Here is a 13766-nt window from a genome sequence, read left to right as displayed (position 1 = left end):
TCTTTGTTAGCCAGCTAGACCACCGCCACCAGCTGGTTTTTTGGCGTCTTTTTCAGCCTTTTGTTTTAAAAATTCCTCTTCGTCTTTTGTAGGTTTGTACTCATCTTTGAAGAATTTTTGCTTAGTTTCGATCCTCTTTTCGATCATCTTTTTATCGTAAATTTTATACGATGGCTTCCAGTACTCAAGGTAGTTTCTAAAACCAGCGCCGTGACCTGCGTCATAGTGGCAGCTTACACATTTTAGCTCTTTATCGCTGCCAAGAAGCTTTTTGTAGTGCGCGTGCATCTTTTGAGCTTGCGCTGAAGTGTTGTTACTATCTATCACGTTTGTGTGGCAGCTTGTGCAGCCGTTGTCAAAGACGAAATGCTCGCGGTTTTTGAGGTTTTTGTGCCAGTCAATAGCATTAGGATCGCCAAAGAAATGCACCCAGCCCTCTAAAATGCCATTTTTCGCCTTTGTTAGGGCGTATTTTGCGATGTTGTCATGCGGTATGTGACAATCCACACATCTTGCTTTGATACCAGTTTTGCCCTTGCCGCTGTGGATATCGTCGTTGTAGGCGATGACCATAGGATCCATCTCGTGGCAAACGATGCAGAATTTATCCCCACTCGTCTCATCAAGTGCGTAATGAACTGGCAGAACGACTAAAAATCCAACAATTCCGCTTATGAAGATTATAAGCGCTAGTAATTTTTTTGAAATTTTCATGGTGTTACTCCGTTCATCCATTGTGGCACCTCGTGTTCATGGCACTCAGAGCACATGTTTGTAGATGGTTTGTGTTCGTTGTGGCACTCGTCGCAGTACAAAGTCGGACCATCGTGAACAGAGTTGTGAGGATTTGCCTTTAGAGTATCCATAAATTTTAGCCTCTGGGCTAAGAGCTTTTTGCTCTTATGACAGGATAGGCAGCCAGCGTCGCCGATCGCTTTAAATTTGCTAGGATCATCGCCCTGGTTTTGGTGACAATCAACGCAGTCAAAGCTTAGGTGTTCATGATGAGGTTTGATCTTATATTTGGCTCTTAGCTCATCAGAGACTACTACTTTTGTGACGTTTAGATCGCCCTTTGGTATATCGGCACCAAAGAGATGAAGCGAAAATAAACAGGCAAAAATAGCGATGAATTTAAGCTTATTCATACCCTTTTCCTTTCTTTTAAGATTTTATAAACATCAAATTTCAATGAAAAACTAATATTTTTGCTTAAACTTATTTTTATGAAATTATAGTCCTTGCTTGATTAAATCTGCATTAATAATATTTTAGAGTACTAAAATATAGACCAGTTTTATGAAGTTGAATTTAAAAGAAAATGGCAATTAAGCTAAATAAAAAGGAAAATGAAATATAATCCCAAATCTTTGGTCCCGTAGCTCAGTTGGTAGAGCACTACCTTGACATGGTAGTGGTCGATGGTTCGAGTCCATTCGGGGCCACCATTTATTTTCAATCATTTTCAGTTTCTATAAGCATTTAAAAATAATTCATATATAATTTTGCAGCAAAACAACGATACAAGATGTATCATTAGTTTTAGCAAGGAGCTAAATTTGCAATATCTCACTCACTTTGAGCCAAAATACTCACTAAAAACATATTATACCTATTTGACATTAGTGCTTGTGCCATTGGCATTAAACGTACCAAACGCAAACGTTTTTATATTTCTCTTAATAATGTTGTTTTTATATCGTCTGGGCTTTCATTTTGGGATAAAAATTTTAAGGATGTATGAGTTTATTGCTTGTGTAGATAAAAAAGCATAGATAGCCTAAAAATCTCTATAAATCAATCACTGGATGTAAATTTATTATTTGTAGTAGCTATGGTTGTAATGTGCTTTTTCCCTGAAATGATAGGTTTGGTGCTAATTATTCAAAGTGCTTTTGGAATTTGTGTAAATTTAACTTTAATTCTTTTTTCCTATCTTTTGTTTAAACTAATAAAGACAAAATATCATTAAAATTTCTTACTACATAAAATCAAAGATAGCTTTTTTAGTGAGATAAATCTACTTCAAATACTCTTTTACGTCGTACTCTTTGCCAGTGTCGTGATCTTTTAAAAGTTTAGCTACGACTGGACTTAGAAGGATAATGGCGATCAAATTTGGCACGACCATAAGACCGTTAAACATATCAGCCAAGCTCCAGACAAAATCGACCTTTTGCAAGCTGCCTAAAAATACAAAAACAACAACTAAAATTTTAAAAATTTTAACCGCCTTTGCGCCAAAAAGGTAGCGCACGTTGATCTCAGCGAAGTAGTACCAGCCAATGATCGTCGTAAATGCGAAGAAAAATAGGCAGATCGCCACGAAGCTATAACCGCCAGTTTTGCCAAAGATATGTGACGAAAACGCCTCTTGCACCAAGGTGATGCCAGTAAAGACTGCCTTACCGTTTTCAAAGCTGATGACGTTTGCGGTTAGCACCACAAAAACGGTTATATTTAAGATGACAAAGGTGTCTATAAAGACGCTCATTATGCCAAGGACAGCTTGATCGACTGGGTGTTTGACGTTTGCAGCAGCGTGTGCGTGTGGAGTTGAGCCCATGCCAGCTTCGTTGCTAAAAAGTCCCCTTGCGATGCCGTATCTCATAGCGGCTGCGATGCTAGCTCCAGTTGCCCCACCCCAGGCAGCCGAAGGATCAAACGCAGCTTTAAATATTAGCGAGATCGCTTCTGGGATTTGGTGAAAATTTAAAGCGATGATAACCACGCCAACGATGATGTAAAGTAGCGCCATTAGCGGCACGATCTTTTCAGCGACCCTTGCTATTGCCTTTACGCCGCCTATGAAAATTAGCGCGCAAATGAGAGCCAAAAACGCCCCTGTTAGCCACTGCGGTATGCCAAAAGCGCCGCTAAAGCCGTCTGATATGGAGTTTGCCTGAACCATGTTGCCGATAAAGCCAAGTGCGATGATGATAGCGATAGCGAAAAATCCAGCTAGAAATTTCGCCCATTTGCCCTTTAATCCGCGGCTTATGTAAAAGGCTGGACCGCCTATCGTGTGGCCGCTGTCATCTTTGGTGCGATAAATTTGAGCGAGGCAAATTTCAGCGAAATTTGTAGCCATGCCCAAAAAGGCTGCGCACCACATCCAAAAAATGGCTCCAGGACCACCCATGATAAGCGCTGTCGTCGCACCCACGAGGTTGCCAGTGCCAACTTGCGCCGCGATAGCGGTTGCTACTGCCTGAAACGAGCTCATACCAGCCTTGCCAGCAGCCTCACCGTGCAGTGAGAAATTTCCAAAAAGCTTGCCCAAACCCATCTTAAATTTAAAAATCTGAACAAAGCCAAGTCTAATGGTGAAAAATAGTCCAGTGCCGCAAAGTAGGGCGATGAGGAAGTATGGACCCCAAAGAAATGAATTTACACTTTCAACGCAGTTATTTAAAATTTCAGCAAAATTTGTAGGCATTTTTTAACTTTCGTGATTGATTTGGATTTGAGAAGTATATTTGAAAAAATATAAAATTTAAATTAATAGCTAAAAAATTATGGCCTAGCTAAATTTTTACAAAAGCGCCCTGTAAAACCATGCGTGAATAGTAATAAAAGCTGTAAAATAGCCTATCGTCATAGCTTAGCTCGTCTTGATCCACGATATCAAGATACTTTGGCTCTAGCATTTGCTCCATTTTAGTAAGCGGCTTTGCATGATCCATCTGTTCTATTTTTTCGCAAATTTCAAGCATAAATTTAAAAAAGAGTTCAAGCTTACGTGAGATAAATTTAGCTGCTTCGCCTTTTTCGCCTAGCGTACTTTTATAAATTCTCACTAAAAAAACGAGCGCAAATGGCGTTGCGTGCCAAAATGTCTCTTGATATTCACACTCACCAAAGATTTCATCAAGTAGCTCGCTAAGCTCTTTTTCATCAAATTTGCTCTTTTTTACAGCCTTTGTAAGTGTGTTTAAAATTTGCGCAAAAAGCTCCGCCGTGCCGTAACTGCAGCTTAGTCTATCCCATGGCACGTCTTTTAGTTTTAAATTTGCGATATATGTTAAATTTTGCTCGTTCATCCTTAAAATAGCCCTTTTAAATTTAAAGAGTAAAGCCTAAATTTAGCCCTTTGACCTTATCTTTTCTAGCCACTCATTTAGCGTTTTTTCAAAGCCTATGCCCTTGCTTTTGTAAAAAACGAGCGGTTTTTCTAGGTATTTTTGCTCGACCCAGCCGCCAAAATCATGCGGATAAAGGTAGTCTTTGCTCTCTTTTGTGTGATTTTTCAGATATGGCGGGATCTTTAAAATTTCCTCGCTTTGCACATATCTTAGGGCGGCATTTATCGCGTTGTAGCTGGAGTTTGACTTTGGCGAGCTAGCCAGATAGACGGCGCACTGAGCCAGTATGATCCTAGCCTCTGGAAAGCCTATCTCTTTTACCACGCTTAGCGTGCTTGCGGCTAAATTTAGCGCATTTGGGTTTGCGTTGCCGATGTCTTCGCTAGCAAATATCGCCATCCTTCTAGCGATGAAGTCCGCACTCTCGCCAGAGTCTATGAGCCTTGCAAGGTAGTATATGACGGCATTTTCGTCGCTTCCACGTAGGCTTTTTATAAAAGCGCTTGCTAGCTCGTAGTGCGTATCATCCTCTTTTGCCCCCTCTTTTAGGGCGTTTTGGCGAAGTGTTTTTAAATTTTCTATGCTCACATTTTCATCAAGCGTGACGGTAAATTCTAATAAATTTAGCATAGCTCTTGCGTCGCCGCCGCTACTTTTAAAGAGATACTCCTTTGCCTCCTCGTCAATGCTAAATGAAATTTGCTCTCTTATCTTGTCAAGAAGCTCCTCAAAATCGCTACTGCTAAGCGGTCTAAACTCAAAGAGCATCGAGCGACTCCTGATGCCTGAGCTTAGCGTGAAAAAGGGATTTTCCGTGCTAGCGCCGATAACTAGGGCTTTGTAGTTTTCCATGGGGATGAGCAGTGCTTCTTGCTGGGTTTTGCTAAGCCTGTGGATCTCGTCTATGAAAAAGAGTGGCTTGTTTAGGGCGTTTTCATAGTTTTTTAAAATTTTGCGAAAGTCATCTATCTTTAAATTTCCGCCGTCAAACTCGTAAAAATCGTAGTTTGCCCCGCTTGCCACAGCCCTTGCAAAGCTCGTCTTGCCACAGCCTGCTGGACCATAAAATATGGAGTGCGGTATCTTGCTTGTGGCTATAAATTTTAAAAATGCCGCTTTAACCGCCTTTTGACCGCAAATTTCATCCAAGTTTTTTGGTCTAAACATCAGTGCAAGTGAGCTCAAATTTACTCCTTTACCGCTTTTGGCAAAATTTTAGCCTTTGCGCTAAGGCTCTCTATCTTTAGCTCGTAAATTTTCATGTTTTTTAGCCCATACTCGGCCGCCACGTCAAAGGTGCTCATCGCGTAGGCGGTGTATTTTTGGCTGAGAATTTTTAAAATTTCATATCTTTTGACATCATCTTTCACTTCGTAGGCTCTTGTTTTTGCGATAGCGCTTTTATATTCAGTCGTAAAAACCTTGCCACCAAGCGCCTTGCCGTCGTCTTTTATCATTTCTAGCTCGCTATCATTTAGGTGTGGGACCTTGTTGAAGCTAACGCAGACAAACTCCACTTTTCGCCCATTTTGAAGCAGTTTTGCCTTGCTGCCAGCGGTCGCTCCGTGGATAAAAATGCTCTTGCCAACTCTAACAGGCGAGATCGGCACGCTAAAAATTTCTCCCTCATCATCCACGCATGAGATCACCGCGTATTCGCAATCATCGATAATCTCAAGTGCCTCATCGCGACTAAGCTCTCTATCTTTTCGCCTCATTTTTCATCCTTTTTTTGCAAAATATTTTAAAATTTAAGTGCTTAAAGGCTAGTATAACGCAAAAATTTCAAGGAAAAATATGAAAAAATCTCTAATTTTTGCCCTTTTGCTGGGCGTAAATTTATTTGGTGCAAGCGAGGTTTGCAAGGAGTATGTCAAGCAAAGCAGGCTCTATCTTGACGAGCTTTATGCCAAAGAGAGCAAACGACTTGCAGGTGATGAGAAGGCGCTAAGGCTTTTTGAGCTTAAATTTGATGAGTTTAAGCAAAGACAAAGCGGTCAAGAGGCGATGATAATGCAAAATAACGATGAGAAATTTTGCAAAAGCGAGCTAGAAAAGGTAAATAAGCTTCTTAGTGAGCTTAAAAAATAGCTCAAATTTGAGCGTTTAAGTCCCACTCGATGGGCGTTTTGCCGTGGTTTGCTAGGTAGATATTTGCCTTTGAAAAGTGCCTGCAGCCAAAAAATGCCCCACGAGCTAGCGGACTTGGGTGGGCTGCTTCTAAAATGAGGTGCTTGCTGGCGTCTATAAGTGGTGCTTTTGCCTTGGCTGGGTTGCCCCAGAGCATAAAAACTACGTTTTGTAAATTTTCACTTATCTTTCTTATGACGGCGTCTGTAAAGCCCTGCCAGCCAAAGCTAGCGTGAGAATTTGCCGCTCCAGCACTTACGCTTAAAGTCGAGTTTAGAAGCAGCACGCCTTGCTTTGCCCACTTTGTAAGGTCGCCGCTATTTGGCTCTTTTATGCCAAGATCGGCGTAAATTTCTTTATAAATATTCACAAGGCTTGGCGGCACTCTTACGCCACTTGGCACTGAAAAGCTTAGCCCCATGGCTTGATTTGCGCCGTGATATGGGTCTTGGCCTAGGATGACGACCTTGACATCGTGAAACGGCGTTAGGTTAAATGCGTTAAATATAAGCCCGCTTGGTGGATAGACTACGCCAGCGCTCTTTGCTTTTAAGAAATTCTCTTTGATGCGCGCGAAATTTTCACTCAAAAACTCATCTTTTAGCACCTCTTTCCAGCTTGGTTCGATCTTTACGTCGTCTAAATTTATCTGCATTTTCCTGCCCTTTTTTGGTTTTAGCGCTATAATTTTAACTAAATTTATCCAAAGGAAAGAGCTGTGTCAGAGCAAATTTTTAATAAAATCCACGATCTTCTTAACAAAAATGGGGCTAAATTTAGAGTGATAGAGCATGAGAGTGCTAGGACTTCAGAGGAGGTCGCTAAGATAAGGGGCACAAAGATGAGTCAGGGTGCAAAGGCGCTGGTGTGCTCTATAAAGGGCGTAGATGAGGAGAAATTTAGGCAAATTTTTAAAGATGAAAATGTGCTAGATGGCTACTTGCTAGATGATGAAAAGCCAGCGATGAAGGCTGGTAAAATTTACTTGCTTGCGGTTTTGCCAGCTGACGAGCAGGCTGATCTTGACGCGCTTGCGCAAAAATTTGACGGCAAAAAAGCAAGCCTTGCTAGCCCAGATGAGGTTACAGCCTTGGCTGACTGCGTTTTTGGCTCGGTTCCGCCATTTAGCTTTCATAAAAATTTGCACCTTGTTGTGGACGAGAGTTTGCTAGAGCGAAACGAGGAGATCGCCTTTAATGCAGGGCTTCTTGATAGATCACTCATCTTAAACGCAAAAGACTACGTCAGAATAGTAAAACCGGTGTTTGTTAAATTTGCAAAAGAAAAGTGCTAGGCTAACCACTTCCTAGCACTAAATTTGTCGGGAGAAAAATGAATTTAAGTAATGCAAAGACGAGAAATTGCTAAATTCATTTCAGGAGCAAATATTATCAAGGATAATCTTAAAATATAATAAAGTATATTGATAAAATATGCATATTTTAGGGATATTTATCTTTATATGTAAAAAAATATATTTTAAAATCCAAAAATTTTGGCTCAAATTTTACTAAATTTAAAAAGAATTTATAAAAATTTGCTTAGCAATTATTAAGTTTAGCTTAAAGCCCATTTCGATAAAATCCTTAATCGTTCTTTTATCGTAAAAAAGACAATTTGATATAAGGAAAAACAATGAGCGATATCATCGCATACAAACTAAATGGCGAAATAGTCGATACTCAAAGTATCGCAGGGCGTGAGAGTAGTGCTGAGCCTATCTATTTCGACAACTCAAAAGAGGCACTACACGTTATCAGACACTCATGTGCACACCTCATGGCACAAGCTATCAAATCACTCTATCCAAAGGCGAAATTCTTTGTCGGACCAAACGTAGAAGATGGATTTTATTATGATTTTAGAGTTGATGATGAGGGCACGAAGCTAGGCGAGAGCGATCTAGCAGCGATCGAAGATAAGATGAAAGAGCTTGCTGAGAAGAAATTTGACATCGTTAAAACCTGCTCAACCAAAGCTAATATGAGTGAGAAATTTAAAAACGACGATCTAAAACAAGAGGTCTTAAAAAGAATTCCAGATGGCGAAGTGAGTAGCTACGCACAAGGCGATTTTGAGGATCTTTGCCGCGGACCACACGTGCCAAATACTAAATTTTTAAAATTCTTCAAGCTCACACGCGTGGCTGGCGCGTATCTTGGCGGCGATGAGAGCCGTGAGATGCTAACTAGAATTTACGGCACAGCTTACGCAGACAAAGAGAGCCTAAAAGAGCACATCCGCATCATCGAAGAGGCTAAGAAGCGCGATCATAGAAAGCTTGGCGTCGAGATGAAGCTATTTACATTTGATGAAGAGGTGGGCGGCGGTTTGCCTATCTGGCTACCAAATGGCGGACGCTTAAGATCAAAACTAGAGCAGCTCTTATACAAAGCTCACCGCGACCGCGGCTACGAGCCAGTGCGAGGTCCTGAGCTTTTAAAGGCTGATGTGTGGAGAAGAAGCGGTCACTACGCAAACTACAAAGAAAATATGTACTTTACAACGATCGATGAGACAGAGTATGGCATCAAGCCGATGAACTGCGTTGGCCACATCAAAGTCTATCAAAGTGACATCCGCTCTTACCGCGATTTACCGCTTAAATTTTTCGAGTATGGCGTCGTGCACCGCCATGAAAAAAGCGGCGTGCTTCATGGACTTTTTAGGGTTAGAGAATTTGCACAAGATGACTCACATATCTTTTGTATGCCAAGCCAGATCAAAGAAAATATCTTAGAAATTTTAAAATTTGCTGGCACGATAATGGAGAATTTTGGCTTTCATTACGAGATGGAGATTTCAACCAAGCCAGCCAAAGCGATCGGTGGCGATGAAATTTGGGAAACTGCTACAAAAGCGCTAAAAGAAGCCCTTGATGAAAATGGCTTTAAATACGGCATCGACGAGGGCGGTGGCGCATTTTATGGTCCAAAGATCGACATTAAGATAACTGACGCGCTTAAGAGAAAGTGGCAGTGCGGCACGATACAAGTCGATTTTAACTTGCCAGAGCGCTTTGATCTAGGCTATATCGACGCAAATAACGAAAGACAGCGCCCTGTAATGCTTCACAGAGCACTGCTTGGTAGTTTTGAGAGATTTATAGGAATTTTACTTGAGCACACTGCTGGCGAGCTACCATTTTTCATAGCTCCTACGCAAGTCGTCATCGTGCCTATTAGCGACGCGCATTTAGACTACGCAAAAGAGATTTCACGCGAGCTAAGAAAGATCAACGTCGATAGCGAGATCGCAAGTAAAAATGAGAGTTTAAATAAGAGAATAAGAACGGCAGAAAAACAAAGGGTGCCTATGATAGTCGTGCTAGGAGACAACGAAGTAGCGAACAAAAGCGTTGCGCTGCGCGACAGACAGGCTAGGATGCAGAGCGATATGAGCTTGGCGGAATTTATAAATTTAACGAAGGAGAAACTTAGTGAGGTACATTTTTGAGTAAGGAAAATGAAGTATTGCTCAATGAGGACATAAGGGCGAGAGAGGTAAGATGTGTAGGGGATGATGGCACGGCATACGGTGTCATCTCAAGAGATGAGGCTTTAGAGATCTCAAATAAGCTTGGGCTTGATCTAGTGCTTATAGCGCCAGACGCGAAGCCGCCAGTTTGCAAGATAATGGACTATGGCAAATTCCGCTATCAGCAAGAGAAAAAGCAAAAAGAGGCCAAGAAAAAGCAAAAAACCATCGAGATAAAAGAGATAAAACTCTCTGTCAAGATCGCCCAAAACGATATAAACTACAAGGTTAAACACGCAAGCGAGTTTTTGCAAGATGGCAAACACGTTAAATTTCGTGTATTTTTAAAGGGTCGCGAGATGAGCACCCCAGAAGCTGGCGTAGCCATGCTTGAGAAGGTCTGGGAGATGATCAAAGATGAAGCTGACCGCGACAAAGAGCCTATAATAGAAGGTCGTTATGTAAATATGCTTGTAACTCCAAAAAAGGGTTAAATTCTCACAAAGGGCAGGCTAGGGCTTGCTCTTTTTTGCATTAAATTTTAATACAAAATCTCACAAATAACTATTTTCAAAAATTCTATCATTTTTATATCTGCTAAATTTACGCAAGGGCGTTTGCCAGGCTGATGTGGCTTGTGAGTTTGTAAATTTAAGTGTTTGCGTGGGTGTTTTAAACCAAATTTTGTCTAATTGCAGGCTAAATTTGGTAAGAAAATTGATTATTTGTAGCTTAAATTTAGCAAATTTTAATCTTTGCTTAGCAGAATTTAATCATTTTGACATCGCTTGCGTGAGTGCTTTATTGAAATTTGACCAAGCAAACGCAGGCTATTAGAGTAAATTTGAACTTCTTGTGAGTTTGTAGATTTATGGTGCGTGTGCGAGTGCCGTGAGCTAAATTTCATCTAATAGGTTGCTGAACTTGACGAGAGAAATATAGCTTTAATAAGTGCCCTTTGCAAATCTTTTGACTGCTTTTATTTTATTTGGAGCTAAATTTAGCAAGAAATTTCTTTGTTTATAGCTTAAATTTATAAAATTTTAATTTTTGCTTGTTGGAATTTGTTCGATTTTTTATCGTTCGCATGGATGCTTTACAGAAATTTGACTGGGTGAGAGCCGCATACTAGAGTAGAAATGAAAGCTTCTTTTGAGTAAAATCGATATTTGTAGTGTTTATGCGAGTGCTTTGAGCTAAATTTTGCCTAATAGCTGGTTAAATTTAATAAGTGAAATTTGGTTTTTCTTGTAAAAATGCGAGTAGTTTTTATCGCTTTAAAATGCTTTTTGCAAAGGATTTGACGGCTTTTGTTTTATGTGGTAGCAAAATTTGATAAGAGAAATTTAGGTGTGGCTTAAATTTATAAAATTTAACTATCTCTTGCCAAAAATGCTCTGTTATCTGTTTGAAAAATTTTAGGTTTTGCTCGCTTTCTGGTAAGATTTTGTATGTCAAAGTTGCAAGTGCTATAAAAAATTTTTCAAAATCACTCGCAAAGCGCCTGCTAAAAAGCTTCTTATCTCTAAGCTGCCACGCATAGACCGCACCACTCGTACAATCAAGCAAAATATCCACAGGATGCTCCACAGTAAAAGCTTTCAATTTTACTGCTCAAACCTTGCCACTCCACCATTTGCTGCCGTATCAGCTCTTTTGACAAAATTTCTATTAAAAGCTCTAAAAAAGTGATCTGCTCGCCACTTTGGTGAAATTTAACCAAGCTTCAAATCCACATCCGCCACGCCAGCAAAATTTTGTCAAAACAAACACGGCATAAAATGCTTCAAGCTTGCGTAAATTTGCTGGCTTGCTAGTAAAATTTGCCGTGCAAAAGGCAAATTCTATTTTGGCTAAAAACCCTAGCCAGCCTTATATTGATTTACGTCCAAATTTAACTTGGACGTAAATTTACAGAGCCAAATTGGCCTACACATATCCTTGATCTATCATCGCATCAGCCACTTTTCTAAAGCCAGCGATATTTGAGCCAAGCACCAAGTTGCCCTCATCGCCAAACTCTTTACTTGTTTCGTAGCTTAGTTCAAAGATGTGATTCATGATGCCATGTAGTCTGCGATCGACCTCTTCAAAGCTCCACGAAGTCATGCCAGCATTTTGCATCATCTCAAGTCCGCTCGTGCCTACGCCGCCAGCGTTTGCTGCTTTTGCCGGAGCAAAGTGAAAGTCTTTTTGCGCGAGCATGAAATTTATCGCATCAAGCGTGCTTGGCATGTTTGCGCCCTCAGCCACGAAGCGGCAGCCATTTGCGTAAAGCACTTTTATGTCAGCTAGGTGAAGCTCATTTTGTGTCGCACACGGGAAGGCTCCGTCGCATGGCACGTCCCAGACGCCGTTTCTGCCCTCTTTGTATTCGCTCACGCTTACATATTTTGCGTTTGGTCTAAATTTGGTGTATTCGCTAAGGCGAGCGCGTTTTACTTCTTTTAGCTCTTTAAGTACCGCTAGATCGATGCCCTCAGCGTCATAGACGTATCCGTTTGAGTCAGAGACGGTGATAGGCAGTGCGCCTGCTTGATAGAGCTTTTCGACTGTGTAGATGGCGACGTTTCCGCTACCGCTGATGCTGCATTTTTTGCCCTCTAGATCAAGTCCAGCTTTTTTTAGCATGTTTTGAGTGAAATAAACCAGTCCGTATCCAGTAGCCTCTGTGCGCGCTAGACTGCCGCCCCAGTTTAACCCCTTGCCAGTTAGGATGCCATCAAATCTGCCAGTTAGCTTTTTATACTGGCCAAACATATAGCCGATCTCTCTAGCGCCCACGCCGATGTCGCCTGCTGGCACATCCACGGTGTTGCCGATGTGGCGATATAGCTCGCTCATAAATGCTTGGCAAAAGCGCATTATCTCGCCCTCGCTCTTGCCCTTTGGATCAAAGGTGCTGCCGCCTTTTGCGCCGCCGATATTTACGCCAGTGAGCGAGTTTTTGAAAATTTGCTCAAATCCAAGAAATTTTAGCACGCCAAGATCGACGCTTGGGTGGAGCCTTAGACCACCTTTGTATGGGCCAACAGCTGAGTTAAATTGCACGCGGTAGCCGTTATTTACCTTTGGCTTGCCATCATCGCCTGTGTATGTCACGCGAAAGATCACCGTGCGCTCAGGGATGACGATGCGCTCTAGGATCGCGTGTTTTTGGTACTTGCTCTCTCTTTTGATAAGCGGCTCTAGGCTGTTTAAAACCTCAGTCGCAGCTTGGACAAAGACGCCTTGACCTGGGTTGGTCTTCTTTATCCACTCCATCGTTTGTTCGATGTACTCGCTCATTTTTGCTTCCTTTTTTTTTTTTGTAGTTAAATATTAGCTCGGCTAGAAAAAATTTTTATTTAAAGATATTTTAATATTTTTATTTTGGGCAATGAGTGTTACATATCGAAACTAAATTTATAAAATTTACTAAATTTGCGCCATCTCTTGCCAAAAAGAAAGTGCTGTGTCGTCTGCTTGGACAAAATTTAGGATTTGCTGGGCTGATGTCATGACTTCATCATTTAGCCTTGCTATATAGGTGCTGGCAACCGCTATGAAAAATTTTTCAAAGTCACTCGCAACGCGTCTGCTGCAAAGCTTTTTATCTCCAAGCAGCCACGCATAGACCGCACCACTCGTGCAATCAAGCAAAAATATCCAAGGATCTCCCACGGCAAAAACTATCAAATTTGCTGGACGAGCTCCGCCTTGCCACCATTTGCCACCAAACTCATCTACGCTGTTTAGGCGCACTAGCTCGCTTGCATAGTCGCCTCTACAGCCAAAACTGACATTGCAAATTTCAAAATTGCCAAGCTCAAATTTGCTCATTAGCTCTGTAAATTTAGCTGGGAAATTTACGCCAAGGCTCTTTTGCGCTTGCATAAACGCCAAAGCATCCTTTTGCGGGGCAAAAGTCTCATGCCGCTCATGCCCTCTTGCTCTAGCGGCAATAAAATTTGATCTAGTTTTCTAGCGATCTCGTCTAGTTTTAAAAACATATCGCTCCTTAAATTTGCTAAATTTGGCAAATTTTATCAAATTTAACCAAGCGCGCTTTTAAATTTGGGTTATAATCGCCAT

The 13766-nt window shown here is 41.2% G+C and carries 15 protein-coding genes and 1 tRNA gene; 5 read left to right on the top strand and 11 right to left on the bottom strand.

Annotated features, from left to right (window positions below; translation table 11 throughout):
* Positions 1-6 precede the first annotated feature (6 nt).
* Positions 7-714, bottom strand: a complete 708-nt coding sequence (locus HMPREF1019_RS07570; RefSeq protein ID WP_009295115.1) for a cytochrome c3 family protein — start codon at positions 712-714, stop codon at positions 7-9.
* Complete coding sequence (locus HMPREF1019_RS07565) at positions 711-1148, bottom strand: cytochrome c3 family protein (protein ID WP_009295114.1); 438 nt, start codon at positions 1146-1148, stop codon at positions 711-713. Before HMPREF1019_RS07565 ends, HMPREF1019_RS07570 begins: the two co-directional genes overlap by 4 nt.
* Before the next feature lie 224 nt (positions 1149-1372).
* Between HMPREF1019_RS07565 and HMPREF1019_RS07560 the strand changes: the two genes are divergently transcribed.
* Positions 1373-1448, top strand: a tRNA-Val gene (locus tag HMPREF1019_RS07560).
* A gap of 572 nt (positions 1449-2020) precedes the next feature.
* Here the strand turns inward: HMPREF1019_RS07560 and HMPREF1019_RS07550 are convergent.
* The 4 genes from HMPREF1019_RS07550 to HMPREF1019_RS07535 form a co-directional block, all read right to left on the bottom strand.
* The gene (locus HMPREF1019_RS07550; RefSeq protein ID WP_009295112.1) at positions 2021-3439 is read right to left on the bottom strand and encodes an alanine/glycine:cation symporter family protein; all 1419 of its coding nucleotides are present in this window, start codon (positions 3437-3439) and stop codon (positions 2021-2023) included.
* An 88-nt stretch (positions 3440-3527) separates the two neighbouring features.
* Positions 3528-4043 carry a hypothetical protein gene (locus HMPREF1019_RS07545; RefSeq protein WP_009295111.1) on the bottom strand — a complete coding sequence of 172 codons (516 nt, stop codon included), beginning with the start codon at positions 4041-4043 and terminating at the stop codon, positions 3528-3530.
* A gap of 42 nt (positions 4044-4085) precedes the next feature.
* Entirely contained in the window at positions 4086-5252 is a 1167-nt protein-coding gene (locus HMPREF1019_RS07540; protein ID WP_232210188.1) for a replication-associated recombination protein A, read from the bottom strand.
* 20 nt (positions 5253-5272) lie between these two features.
* Positions 5273-5803 carry a pyridoxamine 5'-phosphate oxidase family protein gene (locus HMPREF1019_RS07535; protein ID WP_009295109.1) on the bottom strand — a complete coding sequence of 177 codons (531 nt, stop codon included), beginning with the start codon at positions 5801-5803 and terminating at the stop codon, positions 5273-5275.
* A gap of 79 nt (positions 5804-5882) precedes the next feature.
* Here HMPREF1019_RS07535 and HMPREF1019_RS07530 point away from each other — a divergent pair, with 79 nt between their 5' ends.
* Positions 5883-6176 (top strand): hypothetical protein, encoded by a 294-nt coding sequence (locus HMPREF1019_RS07530; protein ID WP_009295108.1) that lies wholly within the window; start codon positions 5883-5885, stop codon positions 6174-6176.
* 1 nt (position 6177) lies between these two features.
* Here the strand turns inward: HMPREF1019_RS07530 and ung are convergent, their stop codons facing one another.
* Positions 6178-6870 (bottom strand): uracil-DNA glycosylase, encoded by a 693-nt coding sequence (gene ung, locus HMPREF1019_RS07525; RefSeq protein WP_009295107.1) that lies wholly within the window; start codon positions 6868-6870, stop codon positions 6178-6180.
* 63 nt (positions 6871-6933) lie between these two features.
* Between ung and HMPREF1019_RS07520 the strand changes: the two genes are divergently transcribed.
* The 3 genes from HMPREF1019_RS07520 to infC all read left to right on the top strand — a co-directional run bounded on the left by HMPREF1019_RS07520 (position 6934) and on the right by infC (position 10186).
* Positions 6934-7509, top strand: coding sequence for a YbaK/EbsC family protein (locus tag HMPREF1019_RS07520; protein WP_009295106.1), 576 nt, complete (start codon positions 6934-6936; stop codon positions 7507-7509).
* A gap of 341 nt (positions 7510-7850) precedes the next feature.
* Entirely contained in the window at positions 7851-9671 is a 1821-nt protein-coding gene (gene thrS, locus HMPREF1019_RS07515; RefSeq protein ID WP_009295105.1) for a threonine--tRNA ligase, read from the top strand.
* Entirely contained in the window at positions 9668-10186 is a 519-nt protein-coding gene (infC, locus tag HMPREF1019_RS07510; RefSeq protein WP_009295104.1) for a translation initiation factor IF-3, read from the top strand. Before thrS ends, infC begins: the two co-directional genes overlap by 4 nt.
* A gap of 775 nt (positions 10187-10961) precedes the next feature.
* Here the strand turns inward: infC and HMPREF1019_RS10130 are convergent.
* From HMPREF1019_RS10130 to HMPREF1019_RS10400, 4 genes are all read right to left on the bottom strand, one after another.
* Complete coding sequence (locus HMPREF1019_RS10130; RefSeq protein ID WP_050805238.1) at positions 10962-11297, bottom strand: hypothetical protein; 336 nt, start codon at positions 11295-11297, stop codon at positions 10962-10964.
* A 324-nt stretch (positions 11298-11621) separates the two neighbouring features.
* Positions 11622-12980: an NADP-specific glutamate dehydrogenase gene (gene gdhA / locus HMPREF1019_RS07495; protein ID WP_009295102.1), complete on the bottom strand. Its 1359-nt coding sequence runs from the start codon at positions 12978-12980 to the stop codon at positions 11622-11624.
* A 129-nt stretch (positions 12981-13109) separates the two neighbouring features.
* Positions 13110-13568 carry an SMI1/KNR4 family protein gene (locus HMPREF1019_RS07490; RefSeq protein WP_009295101.1) on the bottom strand — a complete coding sequence of 153 codons (459 nt, stop codon included), beginning with the start codon at positions 13566-13568 and terminating at the stop codon, positions 13110-13112.
* The gene (locus tag HMPREF1019_RS10400; RefSeq protein WP_009295100.1) at positions 13541-13684 is read right to left on the bottom strand and encodes a hypothetical protein; all 144 of its coding nucleotides are present in this window, start codon (positions 13682-13684) and stop codon (positions 13541-13543) included. Before HMPREF1019_RS10400 ends, HMPREF1019_RS07490 begins: the two co-directional genes overlap by 28 nt.
* Positions 13685-13766: the final 82 nt, after the last annotated feature.

Source organism: Campylobacter sp. 10_1_50 (assembly GCF_000238755.1).
GTDB lineage: Bacteria > Campylobacterota > Campylobacteria > Campylobacterales > Campylobacteraceae > Campylobacter_A > Campylobacter_A concisus_R.
This window is presented reverse-complemented; position numbering and strand designations above follow the sequence as displayed.